General features: G+C 52.4%; 16 protein-coding genes. 9 read left to right on the top strand and 7 right to left on the bottom strand.

Annotated elements, in window-relative coordinates:
- The first annotated feature begins 569 nt into the window (after positions 1-569).
- The 3 genes from ACR0MV_RS21355 (at position 570) to ACR0MV_RS21345 (ending at position 3516) form a co-directional block, all read left to right on the top strand.
- Entirely contained in the window at positions 570-1142 is a 573-nt protein-coding gene (locus ACR0MV_RS21355; protein WP_170352226.1) for a peroxidase-related enzyme, read from the top strand.
- A 130-nt stretch (positions 1143-1272) separates the two neighbouring features.
- On the top strand, positions 1273-2145 hold the full coding sequence (locus ACR0MV_RS21350) for a methyltransferase domain-containing protein (RefSeq protein ID WP_254429039.1): 873 nt from the start codon (positions 1273-1275) through the stop codon (positions 2143-2145).
- A 357-nt stretch (positions 2146-2502) separates the two neighbouring features.
- Entirely contained in the window at positions 2503-3516 is a 1014-nt protein-coding gene (locus ACR0MV_RS21345) for a LysR family transcriptional regulator (RefSeq protein ID WP_480703691.1), read from the top strand.
- Between the two features lie 163 nt (positions 3517-3679).
- On the opposite strand, the gene ACR0MV_RS21340 is transcribed toward ACR0MV_RS21345, so the two are convergent.
- From ACR0MV_RS21340 to ACR0MV_RS21330, 3 genes are all read right to left on the bottom strand, one after another.
- Complete coding sequence (locus ACR0MV_RS21340) at positions 3680-4129, bottom strand: MaoC family dehydratase (protein WP_170352228.1); 450 nt, start codon at positions 4127-4129, stop codon at positions 3680-3682.
- A gap of 126 nt (positions 4130-4255) precedes the next feature.
- Entirely contained in the window at positions 4256-5047 is a 792-nt protein-coding gene (locus ACR0MV_RS21335; protein ID WP_170352229.1) for a methyltransferase domain-containing protein, read from the bottom strand.
- Positions 5048-5109: 62 nt separating this feature from the next.
- Entirely contained in the window at positions 5110-6030 is a 921-nt protein-coding gene (locus ACR0MV_RS21330) for a sulfurtransferase (protein WP_480703690.1), read from the bottom strand.
- Positions 6031-6296: 266 nt separating this feature from the next.
- Between ACR0MV_RS21330 and ACR0MV_RS21325 the strand changes: the two genes are divergently transcribed.
- The 3 genes from ACR0MV_RS21325 (at position 6297) to ACR0MV_RS21315 (ending at position 10191) form a co-directional block, all read left to right on the top strand.
- Positions 6297-7577: a tetratricopeptide repeat protein gene (locus ACR0MV_RS21325; RefSeq protein WP_170352231.1), complete on the top strand. Its 1281-nt coding sequence runs from the start codon at positions 6297-6299 to the stop codon at positions 7575-7577.
- A gap of 385 nt (positions 7578-7962) precedes the next feature.
- Positions 7963-9609: a hypothetical protein gene (locus tag ACR0MV_RS21320; RefSeq protein ID WP_480703689.1), complete on the top strand. Its 1647-nt coding sequence runs from the start codon at positions 7963-7965 to the stop codon at positions 9607-9609.
- A gap of 186 nt (positions 9610-9795) precedes the next feature.
- The gene (locus tag ACR0MV_RS21315) at positions 9796-10191 is read left to right on the top strand and encodes a rhodanese-like domain-containing protein (protein WP_058282238.1); all 396 of its coding nucleotides are present in this window, start codon (positions 9796-9798) and stop codon (positions 10189-10191) included.
- Between the two features lie 56 nt (positions 10192-10247).
- Here ACR0MV_RS21315 and ACR0MV_RS21310 read toward each other — a convergent pair whose 3' ends face one another.
- A complete protein-coding gene (locus tag ACR0MV_RS21310; protein WP_170352234.1) occupies positions 10248-11144 on the bottom strand; it encodes a LysR family transcriptional regulator in 897 nt (298 codons plus the stop codon).
- 159 nt (positions 11145-11303) lie between these two features.
- Here ACR0MV_RS21310 and ACR0MV_RS21305 point away from each other — a divergent pair, with 159 nt between their 5' ends.
- Positions 11304-11714 carry a GFA family protein gene (locus tag ACR0MV_RS21305; protein WP_170527591.1) on the top strand — a complete coding sequence of 137 codons (411 nt, stop codon included), beginning with the start codon at positions 11304-11306 and terminating at the stop codon, positions 11712-11714.
- Between the two features lie 31 nt (positions 11715-11745).
- Entirely contained in the window at positions 11746-11940 is a 195-nt protein-coding gene (locus tag ACR0MV_RS21300; protein WP_170352236.1) for a DUF1059 domain-containing protein, read from the top strand.
- 244 nt (positions 11941-12184) lie between these two features.
- Here ACR0MV_RS21300 and ACR0MV_RS21295 read toward each other — a convergent pair whose 3' ends face one another.
- The 3 genes from ACR0MV_RS21295 to ACR0MV_RS21285 all read right to left on the bottom strand — a co-directional run bounded on the left by ACR0MV_RS21295 (position 12185) and on the right by ACR0MV_RS21285 (position 15850).
- Positions 12185-13900 carry an adenylate/guanylate cyclase domain-containing protein gene (locus tag ACR0MV_RS21295; RefSeq protein WP_480703688.1) on the bottom strand — a complete coding sequence of 572 codons (1716 nt, stop codon included), beginning with the start codon at positions 13898-13900 and terminating at the stop codon, positions 12185-12187.
- A gap of 187 nt (positions 13901-14087) precedes the next feature.
- Positions 14088-14909 (bottom strand): class I SAM-dependent methyltransferase, encoded by an 822-nt coding sequence (locus tag ACR0MV_RS21290; protein ID WP_170352237.1) that lies wholly within the window; start codon positions 14907-14909, stop codon positions 14088-14090.
- A gap of 86 nt (positions 14910-14995) precedes the next feature.
- Positions 14996-15850 carry an alpha/beta hydrolase family protein gene (locus ACR0MV_RS21285; RefSeq protein ID WP_170352238.1) on the bottom strand — a complete coding sequence of 285 codons (855 nt, stop codon included), beginning with the start codon at positions 15848-15850 and terminating at the stop codon, positions 14996-14998.
- Between the two features lie 212 nt (positions 15851-16062).
- Here ACR0MV_RS21285 and ACR0MV_RS21280 point away from each other — a divergent pair.
- Positions 16063-17664: adenylate/guanylate cyclase domain-containing protein (locus ACR0MV_RS21280; RefSeq protein WP_480703687.1), on the top strand; the 1602-nt coding region annotated here is incomplete at its 3' end.

The raw sequence follows: 17664 nt of genomic DNA, 5'->3' as shown, positions 1-17664 counted from the left end.
TCATCTCCACTCCTTGGCGGTTACGATGAGCCAGAAACCCTCTCTTATCAAATCTACTTAAACTGTCCCATTGGTGCTGACGTCAGACACCAAAATCAGGAGGCATAAGCGTGCAAAAGTAGAACAAAGACCAAGACCACTAGAAGTGCCGGCCCATGCCGAAAATATTGAAACAACACTAGTCCATCGCGGATTTGACGGGCTTCGGTGAGCATCGCACGTCGAAGACTTTTCGAGAGCTACCCACTACACCGAAATCGGATGTTGAGATGGCTCGGGCCAACTTCCGCTTTATCGGGCAAAGCTTCAATTCTCTGCTGCGCAGCATCCTGACTGTACTACGTCAGCGATGCGCAGAATGCTGACTTTGCGAATTTGCGAGAACGGCTCAAATGAAATTGCCTTTAACCAAGCAGCAACAAGTTGGGGGTGTCGTCTGGCAAACTTACCGTTCGCAATATCCCAACAGAATCTCTGAGCGGAACCCGAAATTGCTTTAAGGTTGCGTAAACAACGTTGGTTCCTCACTTTGAGAAACGTAATCCATAGCAAGATTGAAAGAGAATTAAATGAAACGCCTGTTTCCATCTCTGCCGGAGAACGCGACACTTGGAAGTGTCTATCAAGCCTTTCCAGACAAGCTTTCTCCGCTGTGCGCGTACGAAAGTCTTGTGATGAGGGGCGAGAGCGATCTCACGGTTGCTGAACGTGAACTAATCGCAGCTTATGTCTCTGGCTTGAATGCTTGCGCGTATTGTCATGGGGCGCACATCGTTTTCGCCAAAGCCTACGGTATTGAAGTCGAGACAATCGAGGCACTGATGGAAAACCGCGATACGGCTCCCGTCGAGGATCGTCTCAAACCGTTGCTGGCATACATCGAAAAGCTTACTGTCTCTCCATCCCGAATGACGGAAGCAGACGCCAAAGCGGTCTATGCGGCAGGCTGGTCGGAGAGTGCGTTGTTCGATGCTATCCAAGTTTGCGGTGTCTTTAATCTCGTGAACCGCTTCATAGAAGGAACAGGTGTCCAAAGCCCTGGCACCGACCCAAGAGAAGCGGACGAAGCCACTTTAAACCGATGCCGCAGTGACAGCTTCTATACCGATTTCGGACGAGAGAACGGCCTCGACATCCCTTGAATTGATGTTGTTCTAACGTTCGAAACGCCACGAAAAGCTGGTCCGATAGAGCGGCAGATGCGTCCTTCGCTCTCGGGGTTAAATCATTCGTCGGATCAAGTCGGCGCATTCATTTATTGTTGGTGGATCCATGTTCAAGCCTCAACGATCCGTCCTGCTTTTCGTAGATAACTCAATTTCTGATAAGGTTTTGGGGGCATGTGGGCTTTGTAAGGGTGGAGAGTTGCTTAAATTTGACGCTGAAACAACGAAATTACTTGAAATCGCCTATCAAGGCGCAGAACTGACGCGGCGAAGACAGGCTTCATTTGATGCGCTGTGCCCGGCTCCTGGTGAAACTATTTTGGACATCGGTTGTGGCAACGGGATGTTAACAGTTGAGTTGGCCCGGGCAGTTGGCTCGGATGGCTATGTCATCGGGATCGACCCAAGCGCTGACATGACGGCAGCTGCTAGAGAACGGTGCAGCGACTACGCAAACGTGGAGTTTCGTGCTGGTGCCGCAAATAGCTTGCCCATTGAGGATGAGAGTGCTGACAAGGCCGTCTCGGTACAGGTCTTTGAGTACATCGAAGACGTAGACGGTGCGTTGGCTGACACGCTGCGGTGCGTCAAACCCGGCGGGCGCCTCGTCATCAGCGATCTACACTTTGGCAGCTTGATCTGGTTCAGCGATGAGCCCGACAGAATGCAAAAGATGCTGACATCCTGGAACCAGCACTTTGTGAGTGGTTCCGTCCCGGAAAGACTGCCCGCGCTGATAAAGGCTCGCGGCGACCGTGTGGAAGATGTCTTGTCGTTCACAATGACGGATCACCAGTTGAAGCCTGATGGCCTCGCAATCATGATGATGCACCTCATGAAGCAATACACTGTCGCAAATGACCATGTTGATCCCGCAGTTGCGCAATCGTGGTTTGATGAGCAGCTCAGCCTTGCAAGGACTGGACGCTTCTTTTTTTCGATGACCCAATTTGTTGTCGTGGTGCGCAAAAAGGGGTGATTGAGCTAAGTAAATCGGCCTGGGTTCTTTCGCGGGCTTCATGAAAGTCTCGTATTGGTACTTACTCAATGGCTACAACACAGGTGCGTGGCTGCCACTTCCAGCTTGCAGCTGCATTTGGCGTGATCTAATCGCCTTATTCGGCCGATTGTCACCAAGTGTCGTCAGAACCTTCCTGGATAAAGACTCACCATGTTCTGCACGTCAAGCTCACTCGAAAACGCATCGGGATTACTCCAGATCACGTCATTAATATAGTCGCGTTCAGCGTGAAAATCGTCAGCTGTAGGCCGCGGCTTCCGGGCTTCGGGGCAGGCTCTCTTGGTCCAACCGATCAGTCCACCAAATACGGTCCAGATGCTGGGTGACATTGTATGGGAAGCCATCTCATGGTCCTTTCCGAGTTACTTGCGCTGTCGCAACAAAGGTAACTGTTCACCTGTTTTTCTGGTATCCGGCACAAAATTGTGCTGTTCTACAAAAATGAAGAATGGGTTCCGAAATTGGTCGGATATTCGTGTGTTCCTCTCTGTCTTGAGAGAAGGATCGACGCTTGCGGCCTCTAGAAAGCTAACGGTCTCCCAACCAACGGTCGCCCGACGCATTGATGTTCTCGAAAGAGAAACAGGGTTGACGCTGTTTGAGCGCGGTACGCACGGGTTTAAGCCGACCCGAGAAGCGCTTCGCCTCGCTCCCCTAGCCGAGGCAATCGAGGCTTCAGTCCTCGAATTTGCCGATTGCGCGAAGGAATTGACGTCGACACAACCCATCCGTATCACCGCTTATTCGGCAAACTTCTCCGCACGCATGATTGAAATCGTAAACGAGTTTTCCGCCGACAATCAGGATGTCGCATTCGAGTTTTTATCCAGCGTTCGGGCGCTGGACCTGATGGCGGGCGAGGCCGACATTGCTTTGCGCCTTGCAAGAACCGATCCCGATCCTGACCTGATTTGCCGGAAGATCAGCACGGCCCGCTGGTCTTTGTTCGGCAGCAGAAATTACGCGGACAAATTTGGCTTACCGGGGTCAACTAATGATCTGGACGGGCATCAGTTTGTTACCTTTCAGCGGGACGATGTACCAAATGTATTCCACGAATGGTTGACCAATCACGTGGAGCCGGACCAGATCGTCATGTCTTTCACTGAACTGGAGCTAATGCATGCGGCGATCAGGTCAGGGCAAGGTCTTGGGATCAGCAATGTCAAGCTGGTTGAAACAGACATGTCTTTTATCCGATGTTTCGACGAAATCCCTGAACTTGCGGTGCCGCACCTAATGCTCATTTCGCCGGAAGCCTATCGTCGGCCAGAGGTTAGAGCCTTCGTTAAGTTCTTCGCACCTCGCTATGCGGCAATCTACAAGTAGTTATTTAGGCAAAAAGGATTGAGAACACGCGAACAAGCTTTTTTGCATGTGCGCCAAGACCGCAATTGCGAATAGAAGCCTTATGCGACGAGCCCCAGGATACTCTTGGAGAAGACAATGGGAGGTCAAATTGATCGGCGCGCCCAAGTCGCTGCAAACTGCCTTAACTCCGATATGCCATCACGTGGTGCATGATCAGATTAAGAACTTCAACATCGTTCTGGTTAAATGTCTGGTATCGGAATTTGACCGTTCCCCGGTCGGGCTTCGAACGTGATGGTGTAATTGCCTCAACCGTGACGCGCACGCTGATCGTGTCACCGGAATACACAGGAGCCAGCCACCGCACCTCGTCCATACCATGTCCACCCAGATTGGTGCCGGTAAGTACACCAGTGTCGCGGAACAACCTGAAAGTAAGCGCTATTGTCTGAAATCCACTGGCTATGAGACCGCCGAAAATCGACTCTGCGGCAGCCACTTTGTTAACGTGGAAGGGCTGCGGGTCATGAACCAGTGCGAAGTCAATAATCGCTCCCTCGGTCAGCGTAACGCCTCCGGTTTCGAAGGTTTCGCCAACCGACAAATCGTCGATGTATTTTCCACTAGCCATGGCAAAAGTATAGTTTGATGCAGACTCAACCGTCAACGCGGAGCCAGGCTCGGCCGCCACTAATGCCGCATTGTCTTTCGACCATTGCAAAGATCGTAATGGAGAACTAAGTCAGTGGTCGTTGACCTATGCCGCGGCGACAAATAGGTGCGCTTCTTGCGGTACGTGCAATACGCCTTCTTTTTCATATCTAGACAAGGCGTCTGCAACCTCTTCCACGACCTTGTTGGTGACGTCAGCACCTGCATCCCTAAGATCGGTTTCGATTGGCAGCGCCATGATTTGCGCGCGAAGATCAATAAATCTTCGCTCAAGTACCAATGGCTCGTGACGAGCTATCTTGAAGCCTGCATCGACCAACAAGTTCGAAATGAGGTCCCCATCTCGAAACGAAAAAGGCGCTCTGGCTTTTACTGCGGCATCTGTTCCAACATGCCGTTCGAGAGCTTTTGCAAGCGCTCCATTGAAGGGCGACACTGCGCGCCAACATGTCAAAAATAGCTGACCGTCATTGCGTAAGATCCTATGAACTTCCTGCAAAGCGGCGGATTTGTCGGGGAAGAACTGAAGCCCCTGTTGTATGAAGGCATAGTCAAACGTAGCATTTTCGAAAGGTAACTCGGTTACATCTGCTGCATACCACTCGAGCACATGACGACAATCCGGCTGATTGGACTGCGCGACCTCAATCATGGTTTCGTTCAGATCTACGCCAACCACCCGCCCTTCGCCCGTCAGTTTCCTTGCAATCTCTCGCGTCAAAGCCCCGGTGCCGCATGCAATGTCGATGACACAAGTCCCGCTTCGAAGCTGAACCTTCTCCATGGTTGCTTCAGCCAATGGGCCGAACATCGCAGGCACACTATGGTTGTTGTACTTCTGCGCAGCTTCTTTGGTCAGCCGAAAATTGTCCGTCATCAAAAAATCCTCCTAGCAACGCGTCAAAAACGGACCACCCTCAGTGACCCAAAATCGTAGTCTCACGATGTTTCAACCGGCAGGCTCTCATCGGCGCTCCACTCAGCCCATGAACCATCATACAGGCGGGACTTTTCAAACCCCATTTGGCGCAGCGCAAGGAGCCCACAAGAAGCAGCTATGCCACGGCCGCAATAGGCGATGACCTCATCGTCAGTTTGAATTCCCTTGTCCTGATAGTGCTTGAGGAGCTTGGAATGATCCGCCAACTTGAATGACCCACGTTCCTTTAGTTTAGCTGCACGTTCGGATATGGGTGTGTGTGCCAAGTCCGGATCGATGTTCGATATCGCCGGTATGTTGACCGCACTGGGGATATGTCCCGAGCGACCTCCCCATGTGTGAACTCCGTCGCCTCGGAAGAGGTCGTTTGGTAGAAAGTCCACAATTCTGACCCCGGGCTTACCCATCGCATCCAAGACATCAGCTTGGCGGGCAATCCAATTGCTCTGCACTGTTGGTTCAAAGTCACCATGCTCAACGGTTGGATCGCCAGTTTCAGTGGTTCGACCTTCGAGTTTCCATTGCTGCAAGCCGCCGTCCAAGACCTGCACGTTTTTATGGCCATAGTGCGAAAGTGCCCACCAAAGACGCGCAGACGCCAACGGAAGCCCGGAGTCATCGTAGACCAAGACATGACTGTCGTTGGAAACACCCAACTCGCGCATCCTTTTCCCAAAATCCTCTGGCCCGAGCATCATGTCGGGAGTGTTCTGAGTGCTGTCTGCAAGCTCTGTCGACATGCCAACATACACGGCGCCAGGAATGTGCTCGGCTTGGAACTCGCTCCTATCGTCATAGGCCACGCCCTTGCCGTTTTCCTCCCTAAACTTCCAGCGAACATCAATGATGCGTAGTTTCGGGTTAGTCAGGTTATCTGCCAACCAAGCCGTATCAATGAGCGGGCGAGTTTGGGTTGTCATACCTACGTTCTCCTCTAACCGGACGCGGGTCGAGCCGTATGGAATAATCCCCAAAATTGCTTTCGGAGTCCAATTTTGGAAAATCGGGATTTGATATAGCAAATATGGTTTAAACGGCATGTTGATGATTTAATGAGACTTCTGAAAGAAACGGATGCTGAAATCATCGCGCCTCGGAACGTCGATTTCCTTTGACTCGTTTATGGGTAGGCATGCTCATATAGCTCACTGACGGACAGGTTTGGTACAGATAGTGGAAGGTTTGGATGCTTGAAGATCGGTACGGAAGCCCGCTAACGACCACATCACAAACTGCGCGAGACGCCTACGTTGAAGGCATCGACCGATTTCTGGGTGCTTTTGATGATGTTGAAGAAGCTTACCGTTCTGCAATGCAGGCAGATGATAGCTTTGCCATGCCCCATGTTGGGCTTGCGCGCTACCTTGTTACTGTCGGGCGTGCACAAGATGCAAAGCGTGAAATAGCCGTCGCAAAGGAACTGTCGCATGGCGTCAGCCCGCGCGAAGCCGCCCAGATCGACATTATCAGCGATCTCATTGAGGGGCGTGCACCGCAGGCCTACAGGCGCATCCGAGATCACGTCACAGACCATCCGCGAGATATTTTGCTTGCTCAGACATGTACCAGCGTATTTGGCTTAATAGGGTTTTCAGGTCAGGCTGGACGCGAGGCGGAGCAGCTTGCGTACACAACCCTGTTGAAGCCACACTATGGCGACGACTGGTGGTTTCTCTGCCAGCACGCATTTGCCCAGATGGAGGCCGGACAGATCGGCCCGGCCGCGGAAAACATCGAGCGCGCGCTTGAGTTGAAGCCAGACAGCGCACACAGTGCACATGTCAGGGCCCATCTCTACTATGAGAACGGGGAGACGGACGCTGGCTACGCTTATCTGCGCGAATTCTGGCAAGACTATCCCTTCACAGCGTATCTGCACTGCCATCTCAGCTGGCACGTCGCTCTGTGGGCGCTTGAGAGCGGCGATGTGGCAGGTATGTGGAAGCTGTTCGATGATTATGTTTCCCCCGACCGACCTCCTGCGCCACCACTGAACGTTTTGACTGATAGTGTGGCAATTGTTCACCGCGCCTTTTTGACTGGCGAGCAAATTCCTCAGGAGCGTTGGCAACAACTCAGCGACTATGCTGTTCAGTTCTTTCCTTCACCTGGCTTGGCTTTTGCGGATGTTCACGCTGCTCTTGCGCATGCGATGGCTGGAAACAGAGAGCGTCTGGAAACAACCATTGACGGCGCAAAGGGACCCGCAGGCCCCACCGTTGCTTCGGTCGCAGGCGCATTCCGTGCGTTGGCGGATGGAAATGCGGATGAAGCGATTGAGAAATTCGTCAGGGTCATGTCTGAGCACGAACGCCTTGGTGGTAGCCGGGCGCAACGCGACATTATTGAGTTTTCATTGGCGCATGCTCTGGCAATTTCAGGACAATCGAATGAAGCTCGACGCATTCTCAACATGCATCGACCGCATACCTCTCACGACCATGCAGTTGCCACGCTAGAAGGATAGGGTGCCCGCATTTTTGACGCCCGCAATGAGCGCAAATTACACGTTTTCAACGCCACTTAGAACGGAGGCTGTCGCACGACGTTACCAAGCCCCAAAAGTGATAGTTGGCGGAAAAGACCAATCTGACTGCTAACATCAGCTTTCTCAAAAGCCCGTCTTAGGATTGTGCGAGCGGTGTTTGTGGTCTTGTCGGTGGGCTACTGTGGAGGGATTGGACTGCGCGTCACTCACGCGGCCAACAAGCTGATCAGTCGCCCAGAAGAGTGCTTCGATCTAATGGAACTCAAATAAGACGGGTCTATGCCTTGGATCGGCTTTGATGTCGCTAGTATCGAGAAACAACCAATTGTGGTAATCTCCTACCTTTAATTTGGGGGTTATTGTGATGGAATACTATGATCTCGGTAGCTACAGCCGAAAGATCACAACCTCGTCGGACGAAGCCCAGCTTTGGTTTGATCGTGGTTTGGCTTGGACTTACGCGTATAACCACGAAGAAGCGATTGTTTGCTTTCAGAATGCCGTGGCTGCGGATCCAAATTGCGCAATGGCGCACTGGGGCATCGCGTATTGTATTGGGCCGAACTACAACAAGCCCTGGGAAACATTCGAAGAAGACGAGAAGCCTGACTGTATCGCCTTGGCGAAAGCGTCAATCCAGGCTGCTGCGTCGTTAAAGGACCGGCTGACGCCTGTTGAACGCGCGCTAATCGATGCCATTCCAGCGCGTTATCCATCCTCATCGGATATTGATGATTTCAGCCCGTGGAATGATGCCTTCGCTGATGCGATGCGAAAGGTTCACTCCGAATTCGATCAGGACCTGGACGTGTCTGCGATTCTGGCCGAGTCGCTCATGAACCGGACACCTTGGCAGCTTTGGGATTTGCCGACCGGAAAGCCCGCCGAAGGGGCCGATACGCTCGAGGCAATATCCGTGCTCGAAAATGCGTTCGATACACTTTACGGAGCATGGGAGCACGCAGGACTATTGCACATGTACATTCACATGATGGAAATGTCGCCCCACCCCGAACGGGCACTGCGTCACGGCGATGTGCTCAGCACGCTGGTGCCCGAGGCCGGGCATTTGTTGCACATGCCGACCCATATCGACGTGTTGTGCGGAGACTACATGAACGTGGTACTGCGCAATCACAAAGCCATATTGGCAGATCGCAAGTTTCTGAAGCGCGAAGGCCCTGACAATTTCTATTCCGTCTATCGGTGCCACAACTATCACTTTAAAATATACGGTGCGATGTTCTTGGGGCAACCATCGGCAGCAATCGAAGCCGCCGATGAGCTGATCGACACCTTGCCGTCAGACACTCTTCGGCCGATGGCGGACTGGTTTGAAGGCTTCATACCAATGAAGCAACATGTGCTGATCAGGTTTGGTCGCTGGCAGGATATTCTCAATCAGGATCTGCCAGAGGATGAAGAGCTTTACAGCGTGACCATTGCCATGATGCGGTACGCAAGGACGGTTGCCTTGGCCAACCTACACAGGGTCGCCGAAGCCGAGAGTGAAAAAGCCATGTTCTATGATGCTCTGGCCAGAGTTCCTGAGACCCGAATGCTGTTCAACAACACATGCCAGGACATTCTGAAGGTCGCTGAGCAAATGATGCTGGGTGAGCTGGCCTATCACGCAGGAGAGTATGAGACGGCCTTTGACCATCTGCGAAAGTCAGTCGAGATCGACGACAACTTGCCATACGACGAGCCCTGGGGCTGGATGCAACCCACCCGTCATGCGCTGGGTGCTCTTCTTCTTGAACAGGGCCAGATGGAGGAAGCCGAAGCTGTTTACCGTGCAGACCTTGGCCTGGATGCAACGCTTAGTCGGGCCTGTCAGCATCCGGGTAACGTCTGGAGCCTGCATGGCCTGCACGAATGTCTCACCAGGCGCGGTGAAACGGTCGAAGCCGCCCACATCAAGCTACAACTGGACAAGGCCACTGCCCGCGCCGAGGTGCCGATCAAGGCATCGTGTTATTGCAGGCAGAAGGCTTTGGCCGCCGAATAATCACTGATCAACAGCAATGGCCGGGCTATTTGCGAGGCCCGCTTCTGCCCTAGACCGGGACTCGTTTAACTTCGTTGATGGCAACCGTCTGGGCGACCACAAGACTGCCAAGCATCGCTTGGATGCCGTTTTGCGGTAAATCAACCGCATGGTAGCATTGCGTAAGATTTGCAGTCGGGGGGCAACATGGTCTTAACATTCGCACAAATGGAAACTCAGGAAATATCCAAAGCAAATCCGATTTCAGCAACTGACGCGCTGGCAGTACTGATCGAAGACCCCAACGCACTTGTGGTGGACGTGAGGGATAGCGCTGAAATGGCGGCCACAGGTATCAGCCCCAGAGCAATTCCGGCTCCTGGTCGCGCCGTCGCTTGGATGGCAGACCTTGAAAGTGAATACAGATCTCAAGAGTTACAGGATCGTGGAAGGCGAATTTTCACCACCTGTGGCGGCGCTCCTAGTTACCGAGGCGCGGCAGCGGCAAATGTATTGACTGCGATGGGTTTTCAAAACGTGCAGTTCATCGATGGAGGGATGGCGGCTCTGATCGCAGCGGGCTCCTCTACAAAGCAGCCTTAAAAAAGGCGAAACCAACGGTGTTGAGCAAACAGAGCAGAGGAGTAAATAGATACGTCTCAGCTTCCAGAGTTGTGTCTCGATACGACTTGCGACTGAGATTTAAGCCAGTTGACGAACACCTTAGCCTCTGGGCGCTGAAATTCTGCTTGAGTCTGGATGTAGTAGACGCCGAAGAGAGGCTCAGAGAACAATTCAATCATCCGGCCAGATGACAGATCGTCCTCGAAAAAAGCTCTGGCAGAATACGTGATACCGTCACCCCGGCGAACCGCAGTCATGATCAGGTTCCCCGGCATGTGATTGATCGTCAATGGCTCGAGAGGTACGACCCCATGATAGGTGAACCAGTCGGCCGCCTCGTTGGTGCCTAGTTCCTGCAACCAAGGCAGCTTTGTCAGAGTGGCCGGGTCACGCAGATCTTGGCCTTCCACAAGTGAAGGTGCTCCGATCACGACCATGTCGGAGACAAGAACAGTATCCTCCTCTTTTCTCGGCATGCGTCTGTCGTGATACCGAATGGCGACATCGATGCCGCCTGGTCTTATCTGAACCAGTTCCGAAGTTGGGTTTAGCATCAAAGTGATCTCTGGATGTTCACGTTGAAACTCTGCCATTCTCGGCAATAGCCACTCCACCGCGAATGCTGGTGACATTGTCACTTGAACGGGGCGCTGGGCTGTGTGTTCTGCCAGTCGTTCGACACCCCTTCCAATAATTTCAAAGCCGATACCCAGTTCACGCGCAAGAATGATGCCTGGCTCTGTCAATTCAATGCTGCGCCCACGTTTAGCAACAAGAGCTATACCCAAGTGCCTTTCCAACGATTTCACCTGCTGGCTGACAGCCGCTTGGGTCACGTTCAAGTGTTCAGCCGCCACGGTGTAACTCCCTGCTTCCGCAACTGCTGAGAAAGCGCGCAAAGCGTTCATCGGGGGAAGGTGCAGCCAGTCCATGCTGTAGATTTTCTAATATTTGGTTAGACTATTTGAGTCGCATGATATCGACATTCTTGACACTATTAACAGTGAAATCTGCTCAGATATTACGAAGTATTGGAGCGGATGCTCTAGTACCGATGTCAACCTAGCCGCATGCCAGGAGATCTTGATACGATGGAAAAACTTCAAGGTGGATGTTACTGTGGTGCTGTTCGTTACCAGATCGCGACACCACCTGTCTGGTCGGGACATTGCCATTGCCGTTCATGTCAAATGGCTCTTGGTGGCGCCTTTGCAACTTGGACTAAGGTAGCCGCCGAAGACTTCGCCGTTATCAAAGGCGAAATCCAACACATTGAGAAAACTCCGGGTATTCGCCGCGGGTTTTGTCGGGACTGTGGAACGACGTTGACCTATGCCGCCCTAAATGAAGTTGAGGGCCAAGACTGGAGCGCTGACGCTTGGTTTTCTGCTGTGACGTTGGACGACCCGTCGATTGCGCAGCCCAAGGCCCACGTGTTCGTATCACATCAGCAGCCATGGATAAAACTCGACGACGGGCTGCCGACGTTTCCCGAGTTTTAATCAACTTTCCGAGCGAACTGAGGAGAAAGCGATGAACACTGTTTATTCATATGCCTGCAAGGATTGCGAGGGCATGGAGGCCTGCCCAGGCAAAGTGATCGCAGCGACCAAAGATGAAGTATGGAAACTCATGGAGCTCCACGCGGTGGTTGCCCATGGAGAAGACCCCAGCTCGTGGGATGCCGACACTCGAGAATATCTGGAAACACTGATAAAGCCCGCGTGATCAAATAAATTAAGCTTCAAGTTCCTACGGGTAATCGGCCAAAATTATCAACTTGGTTTGTTTAACCGCGAAGGGCAGCTTTCCTCCGCAGCTGGGAAATTGCTAGGCCCATTTGTGAGTATCCGGTTTGGGCTGCGGCCTACCGCCAAGGCGCCTAGAAGCGCAAGGCCATCACGAACCCAAATCGGAAACGTGTGAGATTGGTTTCCATCACAAACCATCCTGCTACAGCGAAACCCTGCTTCTATTCAGGCAAACCGGCTAGTCGCAAAGACGCACAGTCTTTCTCCAGCCTTTTTCTGTCAGAGAAAAGTTGAGTATTCGCCCAGTCCGATATGGAAAACTGAGGGCGGTATTTCATCACATTCCGTGCTTCATCGCGAGCGGCCTCAAGGTTCTCCGTCTCTACATGGACGATTACGAGGTCGAGGTGACCAAAGCCTTCAACCCTCTGACCATATTCGGTGAATGCTTTCTTGGCTTCCTCGTATTGACCGTCGAGTCGAAGGGCTAAACCCAGAACGCCTGCGTACCAACCTGGATAGTGAGGGTTCAGGGTAATGGCTTGTTGTGCGACTTGGATCGCTTCATTTGCCTGGCCATTGAAAGCTAGGGTGATTGACAGTCTGGCAGCCACGTCAGCGTGGTTTGGATTCAGCGCTAGTGCCTCGTTGAACTTCTCGATAGCCGAAACCAGCTTGCCATCGATTGCATCCGCAAAACCCGCAATAGCGTGAGCCTCTGGGTTGTAGCTGTCTATTTCCAGAGCCCGCTGAGCGCAGTCACGAGCCTCCGCTAGCGCGGCACGCCGGTCAGCAACAAATCCATGTCGTGCTTCGACAGTGCAAATGAATCCCAAAGTACAATACGGAGCCGAGTAACCCGGGTCGAGTGCAATTGCCTGTTGTGCAAATCGGCGAGCGTCGGCCTGAGCTTCCCTGGTAATTCTGCGCGAAGCCTCAACGGCCTTTAGTTGAGCAGTCCACGCGCCTAGGTTATTTGTGCCGGATCCTCTGAAACGAGCCATTTCTCCCGCCAACAGTTCGACTTGAAGCTCGGTTGCAATCCTAAGTGCGATTTCATCCTGAACTTCGAATACATCTTCAATGAGGCGATCATAGCGGTCTGCCCAAATATGCATGCCGGACTTTGCATCGATTAGCTGTGCTGTGATCCTCACCCGGTTACCGCTTTGACGGACACTTCCCTCAAGAACAAGATCGACACCCTGCTCCAGACCGACCTGTTTCACGTCAACGGAGCGACCTTTGTAGACGAATGTAGAGTTACGCGCGACGACCAGTAAATTCGGGAGTTTTGATAAAGTGGTGATGATCTCTTCGGTAATTCCATCTGCAAAAAACTCCTGATCGGGGTCAGAAGAAAGATTATCGAAAGGTAAGACACCGATTAGCAGAGACTTTGTATGGCTAGCCGGAGTTACTCGCGGTGGGGCAGAACCTGGCGGCGACCATTGGAAAACTTCTATTGGTGACGGCGCGTTCTTAAACTGTCGCTCTCCAGCGCGATAAAATTGCTCAGCGAGGCGCTCGTCAAGGCTGCGATGGACGACATCTGAAATTAACACAGCCCCTTCGTTGGAAGCCTCTTGTAGACGTGCAGACAGATTGATGCCATCGCCGAAAATGTCATCGTCGTCGAATACGACATCTCCAAGATGCACGCCCACTCGTAGTTTCAATGAGGACTGAGTTGACACCTGGCTTTGAAGATCAAGGGCGCATCGTACTGCATCAGATACCGAGTTAAACTCGACTATCCATCCATCACCCATCCTTTTAACGACATTACCTCGATGATCGCTAACCAAAGGATCAAATAACTCTCGACGTAGAACACGAAGTTCGCTGAGAGTCCTATTTTCATCTGCCTTAATCTGGCCTGAGTAGTTTACTACATCGGCCGAGAGTACTGCGGAAAGTCTGCGGTCTCCATTCATGTCTATTGGTAGCGCAAATTACGCTGCTTGGAAAAGACAACATGATTTTCTGAACGTCGCGCATGTCCTAGTGAATGGCTTAGTGCAAAACTGAAAAGCGTGACTGTGAATGTCTGCTTCGGGCTGCCATCAGCCAATCCGCACACCGCAGAGAATGACTATTTCGAGCGTCGATGCAACAATCGCATCAGGCCATGCAAATGAAGCGGTATGTCAATAACCGACGTTCATCCAGAGCAAGAAGTTGGTTCTGAACCATATCGCTGGCGATGTCCCCAAAGAGAATCTGTGTCGTAACAGGCATGGTGCTCTTAGACTTGGGCTTCGAAATTCTCGCCTTAAGCCATTCAAAACTTTCAGTCGTCGAGTCTTCTTCATCCAATACCTTAAAACCCGCATCTTGCAGAAAGCCGACCATTTCTTTCGGGGTTGCGAGATAACTGATCGAGGCGTCCATAGCCCATGGCGTCGGATAAACGACGTCACCACCTTCGCCCTGTAGAATGTCATAAATTCCAAATCGTGCTCCCGGCTTCAGGACACGGTGGGCCTCTTTGTACACCGCAAGCTTGTCCGGGATGTTCATTGCAACGTGGACAGTTACCGCGCCATCAAAACTGCTGTCCGAAAATGAGAGTTTTGTCGCATCTCCCTGAATAAACGTGGTTTGTTCATTGAGACCGACCCAATCGGAAATAGTTTTGGCTGCGTCGCAAAACTCTTGCGTCAGATCTATGCCTGTTACCTTGGCCTTTGCTTCCTCGGCAATTGTTCTACTGACTCCACCCAGTCCACTACCAATATCAAGCACATTCGCGCCTGGTGTAAGCTCAAGTTGCTCCAGCAACTGCAAAGTCGCCTGTCTGCCTCGAAAATGGAACTCATCGATAGGCTCAAATTCAGCGGCGCACAGTTTCTTCGGGTCAACGCCCGCGGCCTTCAGGCGATCAGCTATTTGGTCGATCAGTCTGCGGCTGCGACCATAGTGATCGGAAACCTGTTCTTTCATTTTCCCACCCTTTCATCAAACAACTCGTGTGCTACTGAATTCATCTACGACCAAAGCAACCGAAGGGTATAAGGGCACTCAAATGTTCAAGGTAGAGCTTCGAACCAATCGAGCACCGCGTCCCGCCAGCCCTCCGGCACGCCGTGTCCACCTTTGGTGACTTTCAGCCGGATCGAGCCTGCCTCACAATCCATCCAGTCCTTCTGCATCGAGTCGTCATCGCCAAAGCTGTTTTCCGCGCTACCGAAGCAGGCGTTCTCGCGGCGCCAGACATCCAAGCCCTTCATGACGTTACCCTGGTGAAAATCAACACCCTCCCATGTCAGCTGTCGGCCTTCGAACGGCACCATTCGGTCTTTGAAGCCATGTACGTGAAATAGGTGAACTGGCGCATCGCACTCAGTGGTCATGGGCTCCCAGAATGCTCCAGCCGCAGCGGCAAAGCCTCTTGCCATCTCTGGCGCTTGGCACGCAATGTCCCAGACCATCGAACCACCGCGGGAGAAACCTGCGATCAGTATTCTCGACGGGTCTATACCGAAGCGCTCCACCGCGTCGGCGCGAACTGCGCCGACAAAGGAGACATCATCGCGCGCCAGATCATACCCGTCAGCCACACCCCAATCGAGGTCTTTGCTATTAATACTGGGCTGCCCGCTCGGCATAATCACAGCGTAGCCGCGCCGGATGAAAGGATCGACATAGGCGGAGTTCTGGATCATCCCTTTCCCAGACCGTCCATAACCGTGCAACCAAATGACGGAAGGCGGTTCATCCGGAACATCTGGTAGGGCCACGTAGTACTCACCGCCTTCCAGTGTGCAAGGTGCATCTGGCGCGCCACACTCTCCGTCCGAGGCAAAGGCCTCTTTCTGACTTGCAGCAATAACAGCAATGACAATACTGAGCGTCAAAATGCGATTGCGCGTTTCGGGTCGCATCAAAAGCGTACCTTTGTGGTTAGGTCACAGAAAATCATAGCACAGCGTTGCGCATCTCCGAAGGCAGCGGCTAAGCGTTTGTGAACTATCTGAAGTTTAGGCAAAGTTGGCCGGTCGATCTCTTTCCAAATGAGTAGTTATGAGCTTGGGTAAGAACTTAGATTTTGTTCGAGAACCCAGGTAACTTTCATTAAAGTGGTACGGGGGGACTTATGGAACGCCGTCTAACCGCCATTCTGGCTGCGGATTTTGTGGCATTCTCACGCCTGATCGGGCGTGATGAAGAGGGCACGATTACCACCCTAAAGAGCTACCGAAAACTCATTGATGACCTCATCTCAAACTATGGTGGTCGCGTGTTCGGCAGCGCGGGTGACAGCGTCATCGCTGAATTCACAAGTGCAACGGACGCGTCCCGCTGTGCATTGGAAATTCAAAGAGAACTGAAAGCTCGCAACCTCAATCTGCCGGAAAAAGGGCGCATGAACCTTCGTATCGGAATACATCTCGGTGACGTCGTGGCAGATGGCGATAATCTGCTGGGAGACGGCATCAACATTGCCTCTCGGTTGGAAGCAACCGCACCGCCCGGAGGCATTTGTGTTTCCAAAGCAGTTGCCGATCAACTTTCGGGAAAGGTGGACGCGGAATTTGCGCATGCTGGCGCCCATGAATTGAAGAATATCGCCAATAAGGTCGAGGTTTGGACCTGGCCTCCGGAACTTGCGGTCAAACCCAAGCGCAGCGCAGCGATCCGATGGACTGCCGCGACGGCTGTTGTCGCCACAGTTACCGCGATTTCAGCTTTTTTTGTCTTTGGAAGAGATGATCCGCGCGACCTTCCGTCAGGTGCGCGGATTGTCATTACACCTTTTGAAACAATCGGGGAAAACAAGGAAGACGAGTATTTCGCTGAAGGTTTGACGCGTGATCTTAACGCCTTGTTGGCGAAGTTCTCAAACCTGTTTGTTATAGCTCCCGAAGCTGGCGCCGACTTCAGCAGTCAGAAAGATTGCGAAGCGATCAGGGATGCGTTACGGGCCGATTACATACTTGGCGGCACGGCCCAACGGTCTGACTCAAAACTGCGGGTGACAACTACGTTCATCAATGCAAGGACTTGCCGTCAACTCACGCCGCCGGGCCCCTTTGATATGGACCTAAGCATCGCAAATGTCCTGGATATCCAGGTTGAGATTGCAAGAAAGGTCGCCTCGCAAATCGGCTCAAGCGATGCCCCGTTGTTCAACGCTTCTGTACAGCAGGCTATCCGCGACAAGGCACCGGAAAACCTGGAAGCCTATGAATGCTATCTGTTGGGATTCTGGTTTTATCAAAGTTTCAGCATTGAAACGCATCGCAAGGCTCGGGACTGTCTTCTGCGAACCGTGAAGGAAGAACCTGGTTACTCTCTTGCTTGGTCGCGATTGGCCTTTAACTATCTCGAGTCTAAGAAACGATCATTCGACACCGATCCGGATTGGGCAAATAAGGCCCGAGACGCCGCCACACGTGCACTTGAGGAAGACCCGGACAATGCGGATGCGCACTACGCCCTGGCAATCCTCAGCAGAATGACGGGAGAAGACAAGGCGATCTTCTTTGAACACGCAAAGAACGCCACGGAGCTTAGTCCCAATGATTCCTGGATCCTCGCGGATCTGGGTATCTTTCTTGCTTACTCCGGCGAGTTTGAAAAAGGTAAAGAGTGGATTTCCCGCGCTGTCCGTCGTCAGGGATTTTGGGACAGATGGCCGCCTGAACTAAGAGAGGGTCTGGCTCAACTGGTTGTTGTGATTATGCAGCGGATTTGC

This window comes from Ruegeria sp. BC3, from assembly GCF_056539265.1.
Note: the sequence above shows the minus strand (reverse complement) of the source record. Positions and strands in the feature narration are given on the sequence as shown.